The 16,134-nt window shown below is 74.1% G+C and carries 12 protein-coding genes; 9 read left to right on the forward strand and 3 right to left on the reverse strand.

From position 1 onward, the window contains the following. Positions 1–194 precede the first annotated feature (194 nt). The 4 genes from IEZ17_RS01010 (at position 195) to nudC (ending at position 9,782) form a co-directional block, all read left to right on the forward strand. A complete protein-coding gene (locus IEZ17_RS01010) occupies positions 195–3,545 on the forward strand; it encodes an ATP-dependent helicase (protein WP_189295324.1) in 3,351 nt (1,116 codons plus the stop codon). Between the two features lie 121 nt (positions 3,546–3,666). Beyond that, positions 3,667–7,359 (forward strand): UvrD-helicase domain-containing protein, encoded by a 3,693-nt coding sequence (locus IEZ17_RS01015; RefSeq protein WP_189295326.1) that lies wholly within the window; start codon positions 3,667–3,669, stop codon positions 7,357–7,359. Between the two features lie 9 nt (positions 7,360–7,368). Then, on the forward strand, positions 7,369–8,769 hold the full coding sequence (locus IEZ17_RS01020; protein WP_189295328.1) for a dipeptidase: 1,401 nt from the start codon (positions 7,369–7,371) through the stop codon (positions 8,767–8,769). Between the two features lie 77 nt (positions 8,770–8,846). Further along, positions 8,847–9,782, forward strand: a complete 936-nt coding sequence (gene nudC / locus IEZ17_RS01025; protein ID WP_189295330.1) for an NAD(+) diphosphatase — start codon at positions 8,847–8,849, stop codon at positions 9,780–9,782. Positions 9,783–9,850: 68 nt separating this feature from the next. Here nudC and IEZ17_RS01030 read toward each other — a convergent pair whose 3' ends face one another. Then, the gene (locus IEZ17_RS01030) at positions 9,851–10,096 is read right to left on the reverse strand and encodes a mycoredoxin (protein WP_033271949.1); all 246 of its coding nucleotides are present in this window, start codon (positions 10,094–10,096) and stop codon (positions 9,851–9,853) included. A 222-nt stretch (positions 10,097–10,318) separates the two neighbouring features. On the opposite strand from IEZ17_RS01030, the gene IEZ17_RS01035 reads away from it, so the two are divergent. The 5 genes from IEZ17_RS01035 to IEZ17_RS01055 all read left to right on the forward strand — a co-directional run bounded on the left by IEZ17_RS01035 (position 10,319) and on the right by IEZ17_RS01055 (position 14,119). Next, entirely contained in the window at positions 10,319–12,544 is a 2,226-nt protein-coding gene (locus tag IEZ17_RS01035; protein WP_189295332.1) for an ATP-dependent DNA helicase UvrD2, read from the forward strand. Positions 12,545–12,687: 143 nt separating this feature from the next. Further along, positions 12,688–13,017 (forward strand): hypothetical protein, encoded by a 330-nt coding sequence (locus IEZ17_RS01040; protein WP_189295334.1) that lies wholly within the window; start codon positions 12,688–12,690, stop codon positions 13,015–13,017. A gap of 121 nt (positions 13,018–13,138) precedes the next feature. Further along, positions 13,139–13,492 carry a WhiB family transcriptional regulator gene (locus IEZ17_RS01045; protein WP_026169602.1) on the forward strand — a complete coding sequence of 118 codons (354 nt, stop codon included), beginning with the start codon at positions 13,139–13,141 and terminating at the stop codon, positions 13,490–13,492. Further along, positions 13,489–13,806 (forward strand): putative WhiB-interacting protein, encoded by a 318-nt coding sequence (locus IEZ17_RS01050; RefSeq protein ID WP_189295336.1) that lies wholly within the window; start codon positions 13,489–13,491, stop codon positions 13,804–13,806. Before IEZ17_RS01045 ends, IEZ17_RS01050 begins: the two co-directional genes overlap by 4 nt. A gap of 112 nt (positions 13,807–13,918) precedes the next feature. Then, positions 13,919–14,119: a hypothetical protein gene (locus IEZ17_RS01055; protein WP_189295338.1), complete on the forward strand. Its 201-nt coding sequence runs from the start codon at positions 13,919–13,921 to the stop codon at positions 14,117–14,119. Between the two features lie 3 nt (positions 14,120–14,122). On the opposite strand, the gene IEZ17_RS01060 is transcribed toward IEZ17_RS01055, so the two are convergent. Next, positions 14,123–15,574, reverse strand: coding sequence for an ABC1 kinase family protein (locus IEZ17_RS01060; RefSeq protein WP_189295340.1), 1,452 nt, complete (start codon positions 15,572–15,574; stop codon positions 14,123–14,125). A gap of 34 nt (positions 15,575–15,608) precedes the next feature. Then, positions 15,609–16,134, reverse strand: a 526-nt coding sequence (locus IEZ17_RS41895; RefSeq protein ID WP_229851649.1) for a TOMM precursor leader peptide-binding protein, incomplete at its 5' end; no start/stop codon positions are given.

Consider the following 16,134-nt stretch of genomic DNA (forward strand, 5'->3'; position numbering starts at 1 on the left):
GCGCCGGACCCTGCCGGCCGGCGCCCGCCCGGCCACCCGTGGGACGCGCTGCGCCGCGGGAGCCGCCTGGCGTAGCGTCGGGCACTGCGGTCACGGCCGCCGCCGCCCGCGGCGGCCTGTCGCAGCGGCCTCCCGCGGCTGACGCACCACGACCACCAGCACCTCCTTCGCACCTCCCAGGACCGGCGATCCACGTGAGTTCCTCCTTCTCGGCAGTCCCGCCGACGCTGCCCCACCGGGCGGCGCGGCGGGACGCCTCCGGCGCGTACCGGCTGGTGCGCACCCCGCCGGGGCGGACCGAGCCGCCCGTCCTGGACGCCGCCCAGCACGCGGTGGCCGACCACCGGGCCGGACCGCTGCTGGTGCTCGCCGGGCCCGGTACGGGCAAGACCACGACGCTGGTGGAGTCCGTGGCGCGCCGGGTGCGGGCCGGCGCCGACCCGGAGCGGATCCTCGTCCTCACCTTCAGCCGGAAGGCCGCCGTCGCCCTCCGCGACCGGCTCGCCGCCCGCCTGGCCGGCCCGGACGGGCCGCCGGCGGGGCATCCAGGCCGGGCGGGCGTCCCCCAGGCCACCACCTTCCACTCCTTCTGCTACGCGCTGGTCCGCGCCCACCAGGACGCGGACCTCTTCGCCGACCCGCTGCGGCTGCTGTCCGGCCCGGAACAGGACCTGGTCGTCCGCGAACTCCTCGAAGGGCAGGCGGAGCTGGCCGGTGCCGGCCGCGCCCGGGTGAGCTGGCCGGACGAGCTGCGCGCCTGCCTGACCACCCGCGGCTTCGCCGACGAGGTCCGCGCGGTACTGGCCCGCAGTCGCGAACTGGGCCTGGGTGCCGGCGCGTTGGACGCCTTCGCCCGGCGCACCGGCCGCCCCGACTGGCGCGCCGCGGCCGGCTTCCTGGCCGAATACCTCGACGTCCTGGACGCCCAAGGGGTGCTGGACTACGCGGAACTGGTGCACCGCGCGGTGCTGCTCGCCGAGGAGCCGGACGTCGCCGCCGAACTGGCCGGCGCCTACGACGCGGTCTACGTCGACGAGTACCAGGACACCGACGCCGCCCAGGTACGGCTGCTGCGCGCGCTCGCCGGCCATCAGGGCGCGCCCGCCGCACCGGGCTCCCCGGGCCGTACGCTCATCGCGTTCGGCGACCCCGACCAGTCGATCTACGCCTTCCGCGGCGCCGACGTGAACGGCATCCTCGACTTCCCCGAGACCTTCCGGCGCGCCGACGGGACCCCCGCACCGGTGGCCGTCCTCGGCACGTCCCGGCGCTCGGGCGCCGGCCTCCTGGCGGCCACCCGCCTGCTGACCCGCCGGATGCCGCTCACCCGCCTCCCGGCCCGGAAGGTGCGCGCCCACCGGGAACCGTCGGCCGTACGGGACGGCGGCCGGGTCGAGGTGTACACCTACCCGACCGCCGGTGCCGAGCTGGACAACATCGCGGACGTCCTGCGCCGCGCCCACCTGGAGGAGGGGGTCCCCTGGAGCGACATGGCGGTCCTCGTACGCGCCGGGGGGCGCTCGATCCCCGCCGTACGCCGTGCGCTCACCTCTGCCGGCGTCCCGCTCGACATCGACGGCGACGACCTCCCGCTGCGCCACGAACCGGCGGTCGCGCCGCTGTTGGCCGCGCTCCGGGTCGCGGCCTCGGGTCAGCCGGCCCAGCTCTCGATCGGCCCGGAGACCGCCGTCGACCTGCTGACCTCCCCCCTGGGCGGGATGGACTCCGCCGACCTGCGGCGGCTGGGCCGGGCGCTCCGCGAGGAGGAGCGGGCCGCGGGCCGGGCCCTGCCGCCGCCCTCCGACGAGCTGATCGTCCGCGCGCTGGCCGAGCCCGAGCGCCTGGTGGCGCACGATCCCGGCTACGCCCGGGGCGCCCAGCGGCTCGGCCTGCTGCTGCGCAAGGCCCGCGAACTGCTCGCCGGCGGCGGCACCGCCGAACAGGCGCTGTGGGAGCTGTGGGACGGCACGCCCTGGCCGGGGCGCCTGGAGCGGGCCGCCCGGCGCGGCGGCGCCGCGGGCCGCAACGCGGACCGGGACCTGGACGCGGTGGTCGCCCTGTTCGAGACCGCGGCCCGCGCCGAGGAGCGCACCGGTGGCCGCGGCGCCCTGAACTTCCTGGAGGAGCTGGACGCCCAGGACATCGCCGCGGACACCCTCACCCGCCGCGCGGTCCGCCCCGACGCGGTCCGGCTGATGACCGCGCACCGCTCCAAGGGCCTGGAATGGCGGCTGGTGGTGATCGCCGGCGTCCAGGAGGGCCTCTGGCCCGACCTGCGGCGGCGCGGTTCGCTCCTGGAGGCCGACCGGATCGGCCGGGACGGCCTGGCCGCACCGCTCACCCCGGGCGCCCTGCTCGCCGAGGAGCGCCGGCTGTTCTACGTGGCGGCGACCCGGGCCCGGGAGCGCCTGGTGGTCACCGCCGTCAAGGCCGCGGCCGACGACGGCGACCAGCCGTCCCGTTTCCTGACCGAACTGGGCGTCACCCCGCAGGACGTGACCGGGCGCCCCCGCCGGCCCCTCACGGTGGCCGCCCTGGTCGCCGAACTGCGCGCCACCACCGTCGACCCGGACGCCACCCCGGCGCTGCGCACGGCCGCCGCCCGGCGGCTGGCCGAACTCGCCGCGCTGACCGACGACGACGGCCACCCCCTGGTGCCGGCCGCGCACCCGGACAGCTGGTGGGGCCTGCACGAACCCACCCACAACGGCGTCCCGCTGCGCGACCGCGACCGTCCGGTGGTCCTCTCCGGCAGCGCCCTCGACCAACTGGCCAACACCTGCTCCCTCCAGTGGTTCCTGGGTCGCGAGGTCAAGGCGGACCCCCCGTCCACCGCCGCCCAGGGCTTCGGCAACGTGGTCCACGTGCTCGCCGACGAGGTCGCCTCCGGCCGCACCCCCGCCGATCTGGCCGTCCTGATGGAGCGCCTGGACTCCGTATGGGACGCACTCGCCTTCGACGCCCCCTGGAAGTCGCGCCAGGAGAAGGACAACGCCCGCGCCGCCCTGGAGCGCTTTCTGCGCTGGCACGTGATGGAGCGGGAGACCCGCGGCCGGGACACCGTCGCCACCGAGCACGGCTTCGACGTCACCCTGGAAGCCGGCGCCTACGAGGTCCGGATCCGCGGCAGCATGGACCATGTCGCCCGCGACGACCGGGGCCGGGCCTATGTCGTCGACTTCAAGACCGGCAAGCAGAAGCCGACCGGCCCCGAGGTGGCCCGCCATCCGCAGCTCGCGGTCTACCAGCTCGCGGTCCGCGAAGGCGCCCTCGACGACGCCTTCGGCGGCCGTACGCCGGAGTCCGGCGGCGCCGAGCTGGTCCATCTGCGGCTGGGCGCGCCCCAGAAGGAGGGCGGCGACGCGCTGCCCGCCGTCCAGGCGCAGCAGCCGCTGGACGGCGAGTGGGTCGGCGAACTGCTCGCCACCGCCGCGGGCCGCGTCCTGGAGGAGCGGTTCACGCCCACCGCCGGGACGCACTGCGCGCACTGCGCCTTCCGCGCCTCGTGCAGCGCGCAGCCGGAGGGCCGGCAGATCGTCGAGTGAGTGCGGCGCGAGTGCGGCATGATCGTGGGCGGTGGCCGGCCGGTGCCTGCCGGTGCGGCGCTGACCTGCACGGATGCCGGCCGGGGAAGGATTGTCGGTGGCGGCCGTTACGGTTTGTGAGGTGTCCGCTCGCATCACCGACCCCGATCAGCTGAAAGAGCTCCTCGGCATCCCGTTCACTCCGGAGCAGACGGCGTGCATCACCGCGCCGCCCGCCCCGCAGGTCATCGTGGCCGGAGCCGGTTCCGGCAAGACCACGGTCATGGCCGCCCGCGTGGTGTGGCTGGTCGGCACCGGCCAGGTCGCCCCCGAGCAGGTCCTCGGGCTGACGTTCACGAACAAGGCCGCCGGCGAGCTGGCCGAGCGCGTCCGGGCGGCCCTCCTGGCGGCCGGGGTCACCGACCCCGACGCCCTCCCCGACGGCGCCGCGGGCCCCGACACGCCCCCCGGAGAGCCCCGGATCTCCACGTACCACGCCTTCGCCGGCCAGCTCCTCAAGGACCACGGCCTGCGCATCGGACTGGAGCCCAGCGCCCGGCTGCTCGCCGACGCCACCCGCTTCCAGCTCGCCGCCCGGACGCTGCGCGCCGCCCCCGGCCCCTACCCGTCGCTGACGACCTCGCTCCCCTCCCTCGTGGAGGACCTGCTCGCCCTCGACGGCGAGCTGGCCGAGCACCTCGTGGATCCGGCCGCGCTCCGCACGTACGACACCGGGCTGCTCGCCACCCTGGACGGTGCCCGGCTCACCAACGCCGATCTGCGCAAGGCCCCCGAGACGGTCCGCGGCCGGCTGGAGCTCCTCGACCTCGTCGGCGCCTATCGCAGCGAGAAGCGCCGCCGCGATCTCCTCGACTTCGGCGACCAGATCGCGCTGTCCGCGACCCTCGCCACCACCCGCCCCGAGGTCGGCCGGATCCTCCGCGAGGAATTCCGGGTCGTCCTCCTCGACGAGTACCAGGACACCTCCGTCGCCCAGCGGCTGCTGCTGTCCGGGCTCTTCGGGGCCGGCACCGAGGCCCCCACGGGGCATGCCGTCACCGCCGTGGGCGACCCCTGCCAGGCCATCTACGGCTGGCGCGGCGCCTCCGTGGCCAACCTCGACGACTTCCCCGCCCACTTCCCGTTCGCCGACGGGACCCCGGCCCGCCGCTTCTCCCTCAGCGAGAACCGCCGCAGCGGCGGCCGTCTCCTGGACCTCGCCAACGGCCTCGCCGCCCCCCTGCGCGCGATGCACGCCGGTGTCGAGGCGCTGCGTCCCGCCCCGGGCGCCGAGCGGGACGGTGTGGTGCGCTGCGCCCTGCTGCCCACCCACGCCGAAGAGCTCACCTGGCTCGCCGACTCCCTCGCCCACCTGGTCCGCACCGGCACCCCGCCCGGCGAGATCGCGGTGCTCTGCCGCACCGCCGCCGACTTCGCCCGCATCCAGGGCGAACTGGTCGCGAGGGACATCCCGGTGGAGGTCGTCGGTCTCTCCGGGCTGCTGCATCTGCCCGAGATCGCCGACCTGGTCGCCGTCTGCGACGTCCTCCAGGACCCGACCGCCAACGCCTCCCTGGTCCGCCTGCTGATCGGCCCCCGCTGGCGGATCGGCCCCCGCGACCTGGCGCTGCTGGGCCGCCGCGCCCGCACCCTCGCCCACAGCTCCGGCCACCGGGGAGCCTCGGACGACGACCCCGAACAGCGCCTGGCCGAGGCCGTGGAGGGCGTCGACCCCGCCGAGACCGTCTCGCTCGCCGACGCCCTGGACACGTTCCTGGAGGCCGACGGCCCCGGCGACGGCCTGCCGTTCTCCCCGGAGGCGCGGGTCCGCTTCGCCCGCCTGGCCACCGAACTCCGCGATCTGCGGCGCTCGTTGAGCGATCCCCTGATGGACGTCCTGCACCGGGTGCTCGCCACCACCGGTCTGGAGGTCGAGCTGTCCGCCTCCCCCCACGCCCTCGCCGCCCGCCGCCGCGAGACGCTGGGCACCTTCCTCGACATCGCCGCCGGCTTCGCCGCCAAGGAGGGCGGCGCCGCCCTCGATGGCGAGGCGACGCTCCTCGCCTTCCTCGGCTTCCTGCGCACCGCCGTCCAGTACGAGAAGGGCCTGGACAGTTCGCTCCCCGGCGGCGACAACACCGTCAAGGTGCTCACCGCGCACAAGTCCAAGGGCCTGGAATGGGACGTCGTCGCGGTGCCCGGCCTGGTTGCCAAGCAGTTCCCCGGTGAGCAGGCCCGGGAGTCGTGGATCAGCCGCCCCAAGGTCCTGCCGCACGCCCTCCGGGGCGATGCCGCCACCCTCCCCGATGTGGCGGAGTGGACCGCCCGTGGCCTGAAGGACTTCAAGGAGGCGATGAAGCACCACCAGGCGACCGAGGAACTCCGCCTCGGCTATGTCACCTTCACCCGCCCGCGCTCCCTGCTCCTCGGTTCCGGCCACTGGTGGGGCCCCAACCAGAAGCGCTCCCGGGGCCCGTCCGCCTTCCTGGATGCCCTCCGCGCGCACTGCGAGGCCGGCCACGGCGAGATCGAGTTCTGGGCCGACCCCCCGGAGGAGGGCGCCGAGAACCCGGCCCTCGCGGAGGCCGCCGCCGACCAGCCCTGGCCGCTCCCGCTGGACCCCACGGCCATGGCCCGCCGCCGCGCAGCCGCCGCCGAGGTCCACGGCCATCTGGAGCGCCGCCGGCCGGCCGCGCCCGCCCCGCCCGCCCACGACCCGGAGTGGCCGCCCCCGCCGGCGGACGAGGAGTGGCCGGACGCCCCCGAGGACGCCGCGTACGAGCCCGACCCCTTCGACCCCGACGCGTACGAGCCCGCTCCCTACGAGCCCGACCCCTGCGAGGGCCCGTATGCGGACCCGTACGGGGGCGACCCGTCCGGTCCCCCCGAGGCCGACCCGTTCGACGCCGGGAGCGTTCCGCCGCCGCCCGCCGCTGCCGCGGGCACCGCGCAGGACACCGGCGCCGCCACGCCCCCGCACCCTCATATCGGCGCCCAGCGCTCCGCCGAGCCCGGTCTCCCCGGTCTCCCCGATCTTCCCGGTCTCCCCGCCCCCGCCGCGGCCGACGGCGGCCCGCCCGCGCTGCTCCCCGAGGAGCGCCGCACGGTGGGCTCCTGGGACCGCGATCTGGCCGCGCTCGCCGCCGAGCTGCGGCGTTCCCGCGCCCGCGTCCGCGACGTCCCCCTGCCGACCTCGCTCACCGCCACCCAGCTGCTCCAGCTCGCCGCCGACCCGGACGGCTTCGCCCGCGAGCTGGCCCGCCCGATGCCGCGCGCGCCGCAGCCCGCCGCCCGTCGAGGCACCCGCTTCCACGCCTGGGTCCAGTCCCGCTTCGAGGAGCTGACCCTCCCGCTCCTCGGCCCGGACGAGCTCCCGGGCGCCGGTCCCGGCGAGGAGGCGGACATCGCCGACGAGCAGGACCTCGACGCCCTCAAGGAGGCATTCGCCCGCACCCCGTATGCCCGGCGGACCCCCTTCCGGGTGGAGGTCCCGTTCCGGGTGACGCTCGCGGGACGGGTGATCCGCGGCCGGATCGACGCCGTCTACAAGGAGCGCGGTCCGGACGGCGACCGCTTCGAGATCGTCGACTGGAAGACCGGCCGGACCCTGCCGAACGGCCCCCGGAGCACCGGTGCCGCCGACCCGCTCCAGCTGGCCGTCTACCGTCTGGCCTGGGCCGAGCGGTACGGCCTGCCGCCGTCTGAGGTCGGCGCCGCCTTCCTCTTCGTCCGCACCGGCGAGGTGGTCAGACCCGCCGGCCTGCCGGACCGGGCCGGCCTCGAACGGATCCTGCTGGGCGATACCGCCGACCGGTATCCCCCGGAAGGCCGATAGGCTCGCCGTATGAGCACCACCCCGGACAGCGCCGTCCGCGCGTATCTCGCCGACCACCGCGAAGCCTTCCTCGACGACCTCGCGGAGTGGCTGCGCATCCCGTCCGTGTCCGCCGACCCCGAGCGGGCCGCCGACGTGCGCCGCAGCGCCGAATGGCTCGCCGCCAAGCTCTCCGGGACGGGCTTTTTGACCACCGAGATCTGGGAGACCGAGGGCCTGCCCGCGGTCTTCGCCGAGTGGCCCTCCGGGGACCCGGCCGCGCCGACCGTGCTGGTCTACGGCCACCACGACGTCCAGCCCGCCGCCCGCGAGGACGGCTGGCACACCGACCCCTTCGAGCCGCACACGGTCGACGGCAAGCTGTACGCCCGCGGCGCCGCCGACGACAAGGGCCAGGTCTTCTTCCACACCCTGGGCGTCCGCGCGCACCTCGCCGCCACCGGCCGCAGCGCCCCCGCGGTCAACCTCAAGCTGCTCATCGAGGGCGAGGAGGAGTCCGGCTCGCCGAATTTCCCGGCCCTGATCGAGAAGCACGCCGACCGCCTCGCCTGCGACGCGGTGATCGTCTCCGACACCGGCATGTGGTCCAGGGACACCCCCACGGTCTGCACCGGCATGCGGGGCCTGACGGACTGTCAGGTCGATTTGTACGGCCCGGACCAGGACATCCACTCCGGTTCGTTCGGCGGCGCGGTCCCGAACCCCGCCACCGAGGCCGCCCGCCTCGCCGCCGCGCTCCACGACGCCGACCGCAGGGTCGCCGTCCCCGGCTTCTACGACGGCGTGATCGAGCTCACCGACCGCGAGCGCGAGCTCTTCGCCGAGCTGCCCTTCGACGAGGAGCAGTGGCTGCGCACCGCGCACTCCCACGCCACCCTCGGCGAGGCCGGCAGTACGACCCTGGAGCGCATCTGGGCCCGCCCCACCGCCGAGGTCAACGGCATCGGCGGCGGCTATCAGGGCCCCGGCGGCAAGACCATCGTCCCGGCCGCCGCCCAGCTGAAGCTCTCGTTCCGACTGGTCGCCGGCCAGGACGCCGCCGCCGTCCAGCAGTCCGTGCGCGACTGGGTCGCCGACCGCCTCCCGGCGGGCATCCGCCACGACATCACGTTCTGGGGCGCCACCCGCCCCTGCCTCACCCCGCTCGACCACCCCGCGCTCCAGTCCGTCGTCCGCGCCATGGAGCGGGCCTTCGAAACGAAGATCCGCTTCACCCGCGAGGGCGGTTCGGGCCCGGCGGCCGACCTCCAGGACGTCCTCGGTGTCCCGGTCCTCTTCCTCGGCATCTCCGTCCCGTCCGACGGCTGGCACGCACCGAACGAGAAGGTCGAGCTCGACCTGCTGATGAAGGGCGTCGAGACCGCCGCCTACCTGTGGGGCGACCTGGCGGACACCTGGCGCACCGCTTGACCCGCGCGCGTACCGCCGTACCGTTCCGCGCCCGTACGCAGCAATCACCCACGCCATAGGGGGAGTTGGAAACAGCAGTGACCACCTGGACCGACCAGACGGCCGACCGGCCGATCACCTTCAGCGCGCCGAGCGGAATCGACCGCTCCGCCCATCACCGTCTCGACGAGGCATGGCTGGCGGCGGCCTGGAGCCACCCGACGACGCGCGTCTTCGTGGTGTCCGGGGGCCAGGCGCTGATCGACGACACCCCCGACGGCCGCACCGAGCTGATCATGACGCCGTCCTTCGAGGCGCCGCTGACCGAGGCGCACCGCTACTACCTCGGCACCGACGAGGACGGCGTCAGCTACTTCGCGCTCCAGAAGGACGCGCTCCCCGGCCGTATGGACCAGTCCGCGCGCCCGGCGGGCCTGCGCGAGGCGGGCCTGCTGCTCTCCCCGCGCGACGCCGGGCTGCTCGTCCACGCCGTGGCCCTGGAGAACTGGCAGCGCCTGCACCGCTTCTGCTCCCGCTGCGGTGAGCGCACGGTCATCGCCGCCGCCGGCCACATCCGCCGCTGCCCGGCCTGTGGCGCCGAGCACTACCCGCGCACCGACCCGGCCGTGATCATGCTCGTCACCGACGAGGAGGACCGCGCCCTCCTCGGCCGCCAGGTCCACTGGCCCGAGGGCCGCTTCTCGACCCTGGCGGGCTTCGTCGAGCCGGGCGAGTCCATCGAGCAGTCCGTCGCCCGGGAGGTCTTCGAGGAGGCCGGTGTCGTCGTCGGCGACGTCGAATACATCGCCAGCCAGCCCTGGCCCTTCCCGTCCAGCCTGATGCTGGGCTTCATGGCCCGCGCCACCTCGTCCGAGATCCAGGTGGACGGTGAGGAGATCGAGGAGGCCCGGTGGTTCTCGCGGGAGGACCTGCGCGCCGCCTTCGAATCCGGCGAGGTCCTGCCGCCCTACGGCATCTCCATCGCCGCCCGGCTCATCGAGATGTGGTACGGCAAGCCGCTGCCCAAGCCGTGACGCACGGGCCGTCGGCCGGCTCCCTCACCGGACCGGCCGACGGCCGTCTCACACGGTGCGCCCGGCCCTCAGGCCGCGCCCACCTTCTGCTTGACCTGCGCCAGGGACGGGTTGGTCAGCGTCGTGCCGTCGGGGAAGAGGACGGTCGGCACCGTCTGGTTGCCGCCGTTCGCCTTCTCCACGAACGCCGCGGACTCCGGGTCCTGCTCGATGTTGATCTCGGTGTAGGCGATGCCCTCGCGGTCCATCTGCCCCTTCAGCCGACGGCAGTAGCCGCACCAGGTCGTGCTGTACATCGTCACAGTGCCCGCCATGTGCCCCGCGCTCCTTTTGCTCGGTCTCGATCGTGATCAGGTGCCGCCGACGCCGCACGGACGACGGGGCACCGAGCAGAAGAACGCTCACCGGCCCCGGACCATTCCCGGCCCCGCCCCGGCGCCCGCGCTCCGTCCCCAGCGGCCCCGTCCGGTACGTCCGGCCGCCGGCGCTGTGGACAACTTTCCCGGACGCCCCGCGGGACCTGGCAGCATGGCGGGGTGACAGCAGCAACGGACTCCCCTCTCTTCCCGCAGGTTCCGGAGACGGCCGACGCGGTGCTCGACGGGCTCGACCCCGAGCAGCGCGCGGTCGCGACGGCGCTGCACGGTCCGGTGTGTGTGCTGGCCGGCGCGGGCACGGGCAAGACCCGCGCGATCACTCACCGGATCGCGTACGGGGTCCGGGCCGGCATCCTCCAGCCCGCCAGTGTGCTCGCGGTCACCTTCACCGCCCGCGCGGCCGGGGAGATGCGCGGCCGGCTGCGGCAGCTCGGCGCCGGCGGGGTGCAGGCGCGGACGTTCCACTCCGCGGCCCTGCGCCAGCTCCAGTTCTTCTGGCCGAAGGCGGTCGGCGGCGAGGTGCCCCGGCTGCTGGAGCGCAAGGTCCAGCTGGTCGCCGACGCCGCGGCCCGCTGCCGCATCCGGCTCGACCGGACCGAGCTGCGCGATGTCACCGGCGAGATCGAGTGGTCCAAGGTCACCCAGACCGTGCCCGCCGACTACCCGGCGGCCGTCGTCAAGGCCGGCCGCGAGGCGCCGCGCGACCCCGCCGAGATCGGGCAGATCTACGCGACGTACGAGCAGCTCAAGCGCGAACGCGGCAGCATCGACTTCGAGGACGTGCTGCTGCTCACCGTCGGCGTGCTCCAGGACCGGCACGACATCGCCGAGCAGGTCCGCGCCCAGTACCAGCACTTCGTCGTCGACGAGTACCAGGACGTCAGCCCGCTCCAGCAGCGGCTGCTGGAGCTGTGGCTGGGCGACCGCGACAGCCTGTGCGTGGTCGGTGACGCCGGCCAGACGATCTACAGCTTCACCGGCGCCACCCCCGACCACCTCCTCAACTTCCGCACCCGCCACCCGCACGCCACGGTCGTCAGACTCGTCCGCGACTACCGCTCCACCCCCCAGGTCGTCCACCTCGCCAACGGCCTGCTCGCCCAGGCCAGGGGCCGCGCCGCCGAGCAGCGCCTGGAACTGGTCTCGCAGCGTCCGGCCGGCGCCGAGCCGGTGTTCACCGAGTACGCCGACGAGCCCGCCGAGGCCGAGGGCACCGCCCGCCGGATCCGCGATCTGATCGCGTCCGGGGTCCCGGCCAGCGAGATCGCCGTGCTGTTCCGGATCAACGCCCAGTCCGAGGTCTACGAACAGGCCCTCGCCGACGTCGGGGTGCCCTACCAGCTCCGCGGCGCCGAGCGGTTCTTCGAACGGCCCGAGGTGCGCGAGGCCGGGATCAAGCTGCGCGGCGCGGCCCGCTTCGGCGCCAACGACACCCTGCTCGACGGTGCCGTCGACCTGCCGTCCGAGGTGCGCGCGGTGCTCAGCGACATGGGCTGGACCGGGCAGCCGCCGGCCGGCTCCGGTGCGGTGCGCGACCGCTGGGAGTCCCTGGCGGCCCTCGTCCGCCTCGCCGAGGACTTCGCCGGGGCCCGCCCCGAGGCCACCCTCGCCGACCTCGTCGCCGAGCTGGACGAGCGGGCCAACGCCCAGCACGCCCCGACGGTGGAGGGCGTGACCCTCGCCTCACTGCACGCCGCCAAGGGCCTGGAGTGGGACGCGGTGTTCCTGGTCGGCCTCACCGAGGGCATGCTGCCGATCCACTACGCCAGGACCGACGAGCAGATCGAGGAGGAGCGCCGGCTGCTCTACGTGGGCATCACCCGCGCCCGGCTGCGGCTGACGCTGTCCTGGTCGCTGGCGCGCTCTCCCGGAGGGCGCGCCTCGCGCACCGCCAGCCGGTTCCTCCACGGCCTCCGGCCGGGCTCCGGCGCGGCCGGCCGTCGTACGACGGGCGCGGCCACGGGCGGAGTCGAGCGCGGCACCGGCACGGCCCCGGGCCGCAGCCTCCGTGCGCACCGCACCCCCGCCCGCTGCCGCGTCTGCAACAAGACGCTGACGGACGCCGGCGAGATGAAGCTGATGCGCTGTGAGGAATGCCCCTCGGAACTCGACGAGGCGCTGTACGAGCGGCTGCGGGACTGGCGCGCCGGGCAGGCCGCCCGGTCGAAGCAGCCCGCCTACTGCGTCTTCACCGACAAAACGCTGATGGCCATCGCCGAGGCCGTCCCGGCAACGGCCGCGGAGCTCGCGGTCATCTCCGGTGTGGGCCGCCGCAAGCTCGACCGCTACGGCGCCGACGTGCTGGCCCTCTGCGCCGGTGAGGAGCTCGCCGGGGCCTGTGAGGAGGGGGCGGAGGACGCCGGAGAAAACTCGTCGGAAAAATAGTTTGCGCGCGTGGAGCGCATCCCCATAGCCTTCGGGAGCAACGGAGACAACGGAACTTCCGAGATCCGATGGATCCGTGCTGTACTTGAACACCCTGGACCGGGTTTCCCGGTCCACCGAGACGCCGAGAGGAGGCGAGCCCAGTGATCAGCATTATCGAGACCAACAAAATGACCGATCTCTCGGTCGTCGCCCCCTGCGCTCTCGGCTTCTCGCTCCTTGGCACCGGTCTGTCCGGCTCCCGCCGTCCGTCCGGTACCGAGGTCGCGCGTCCCGCCGCCGTCGCTGTCCTGACGGGCAGTGAGCGCACCGCGCGACCGACCGAGGCACCTGAGGCAGCAGTAGCGACGGCGTCGGCGAATGCCTTTGCCTTCGCGGCGGCGGCCAACGGTGCCGAATCCCGGCAGCAGTACCAGACGCAGCATGAAATGTGGGCCTACCGCGGCCTCGAACCCTGGAGAGATCCAGCCTGATCGGCGCGATCAGGTCGGCACCTTCCAGGGCCGCGGAACCCACACCGGGATCCGCGGCCCTTTTGTTTTGCCCAACGCGCCCGCCACCAGCCGGGCCGGAACAGACGAGGAACACACCACAGTGCAACTCCAGACGCACACCCCGTCCGTAGCCACCGACCTGATCCCTCCGCCCGACCCCCAGGAGAACTCCTTGCTGCCCCTCACCGAGCTCGACGACGAGATCGACCGCCTCGGCGCCGCTGTTCCGTGCCGCACCTATGACCCCGAGGTCTTCTTCGCGGAGTCCCCGGCCGACGTCGAGTACGCCAAGACGCTGTGCCAGACCTGCCCGGTCCGCGAGGCGTGTCTCGCCGGCGCCAAGGACCGCCGTGAGCCGTGGGGTGTCTGGGGCGGTGAGCTCTTCGTCCAGGGCGTCGTGGTGCCGCGGAAGCGTCCGCGTGGCCGTCCGCGCAAGAACCCGGTTGCGGCATGAACACCACCGGCACAGGAACGATCGACCGTCCCGTCACACGGGATCCCCAGAAGCAGGACCCCACGATGAACCCGTCTTTCACCGACACCCCCGCCCCCGCGAACTCCGGCGCGATCGCGCCGCGCCAGAACAGGAACCTCGAAATGCAACTCATCCCAGAAGCCCTGGCGAGGGCTCATATGGACCAACGCCTCCAAGAGGCGGAGTCCGAACGCAGGGCCTACCGGATCGCCGCCGCGCGGCGTATGCAGCGGCGCGCCGAGCGCGCGTCGCTACGGGCCCGCCGGGCGCTCGCCATGGCCGTGATGCAGTAACCGGGCGCACCGGCACTGCCTCCTGAGGCCACCATCCACGGGGTCCGTCCGACAGGGCGGGCCCCGTGGTGCGTTGCGCCCCGGTTCGTGAGGTTGACGGGGATATCGTCGGATGGTGGACCAGAAGACGCGTCGACAAGCGGAGTTGGACTCCGAGGGCATCGTGTGCGCCCGCTGCGGAGCGGTCGCCGAGGGCGCACCGCCGACCTGGACCTGCTCGGTCGAGAACGGCGAGCGCCGCTACTTCTGCGACAACTGCGCCAGGGACAACATCCGCGCCATCGAAGGACGCCTGGACTCGACCTGGTGGTGAGGGTCAGGCCGGGCTCTCCTCGACGGCCGCCTCCTCCCGGTCCGTACGGGCCTCCGGGCCGTCGGCGGCACCGATGACCGCGGCGAGCTCCGCCACGTCCGGACCCGCGGGCTCCTCCTCGGGTACGAACCCGGGCATCCATGCCGCCAGCTCGTCACGCAGCCGCACCGTGGCCCCCAGCTGGCACAGCACGCCGATCGTGCTCAAGGTCACCCGGTGTATCAGCAGATACGCCGGCGGCAGATTGAGCTGCTTGCCCAACTGGTGCGCGGGGGACCGCGGATCGCCGATCCGGGCCGCCTGATTGCGCATCCAGCCCCGGGTGAAGGTGAACGCGTCCACCTGGGCCGGCTCGATGATCGGCAGCAGGTACTCCAGCACCGCGTCCGGGTCCAGCTCGATGGACTCCTTGACGAAGCCCTCCTCGCAGAGCAGCCCGTAGACCGCGTCCGCCTCGCCGTCCAGCGCCATCCGCAGCGAGGTGCCGATCGTCGGCGGCAGCCCGTCGGGGAGCCGGTCGACGGTGCCGAAGTCCAGCACGCCCAGCCGCCACTCCTCGACCGGCCCGTCCGGCGAGTCGCCGGGCAGCAGCCGGAAGTTGCCAGGATGCGGGTCGGCGTGCAGCAGGCCCGTACGGGCCGGGCCGGAGAAGAGGAAGCGGGCCAGCAACTGCCCGGCGCGGTCGCGCTGCTCCTCGGTGCCGCCGGCGATCACCTCGGACAGCGGCACCCCCTCCATCCACTCCGTCACCAGCACCTGGTCGCTCTGGTGCACCACGGCCGGCACGACGACGTCCGGGTCCTCGGCGAACTCCTCGGCATGGGCCTGCTGGGCCTGTGCCTCAAGGGAGTAGTCCAGCTCCTCGGAGACCCGGTCGCGCAACTCGGTGATCAGCGGCTTGATGTCCATGCCGGGGATCAGCGGCCCCAGCAGCCGCGCGAACCGGCTCAGCTGCGCCAGATCCGACAGCAGTGCCTTGCCCGCTCCCGGGTACTGCACCTTGACGGCCACCTCACGGCCGTCGTGCCACACCCCCCGGTGCACCTGGCCGATCGACGCCGCCGCGGCCGGCTTGTCCTCGAACTCCTCGAACAGCTCCCGCCAGTCCTCGCCGAGCCGCTCCGCCAGCACGGTGTGCACCGTGCTCGTCGGCATCGGCGGCGCCGCCTCCTGAAGCTTCGTCAGCGCCGCGCGGTAAGGACCGGCGATCTCCTCGGGCAGCGCCGACTCGAAGACGGACAGCGCCTGCCCGAACTTCATGGCGCCGCCCTTCAGCTCACCGAGCACCTTGAAGAGCTGTTCCGCGGTGCGCTGTTGGAGCTCCCGGCCGACGATCTCGGCGGATCTGCCGCCGATCCGTTTGCCCAGGCCCCAGGTGGCACGGCCGGCGAACCCCAGCGGCAGCGCGGCCAGCTTGGCGGTGCGGGTGACCGCCTTGCGGGGAAGATCAGACATGCGCCCCTCCAACTCACACTGTCCCCTACCGGGGTTACTCCGTCATTGTGGCGTGTCGCGCCCCAGGAACCGAGGCGTCTGCCGTCCCCCGTGAAGCGGCGGCGCCGCACCCGCAGTCGGGATGCGGCGCGATTCGCACCGTCCGCACGCTCGCGCAGGGCAGTGGGAGTTCCATCCGCGCCCCCGTGCACGGCGGCGGCTCGCCGTCCAGGAACGTCAGCGCCTGGACGGTGGCGAGCCCCGCGACCGCCGTCGCCAGTGCCGCGTCGCAGGCCGGCATCGCCGGTGAACCGCGCCCCGAGCGCCACTGCGAGAGCAGCCGCGGCCAGGCCGGCTCCGCGTCCGTCCGTCGCAGCTCGTCACAGCCGGCGCAGGCCGAGACGCCGGGCACCACCAACGGCCCCACCACACCTGTGCCCTCGACCACGCCCGCGTAAAGATGCGGAATGCCGGCGGTCATCAGCGGCTCGGCCCGCACGGGATCCGGGGCGTACGCGCCGAGACCGTCGCGCGGGGCGATGACCACGAGGGAGATACCGGGCTCTCCGGACTCGGTGACC

The organism is Streptomyces albospinus (genome assembly GCF_014648695.1).
Lineage (GTDB): Bacteria > Actinomycetota > Actinomycetes > Streptomycetales > Streptomycetaceae > Streptomyces > Streptomyces albospinus.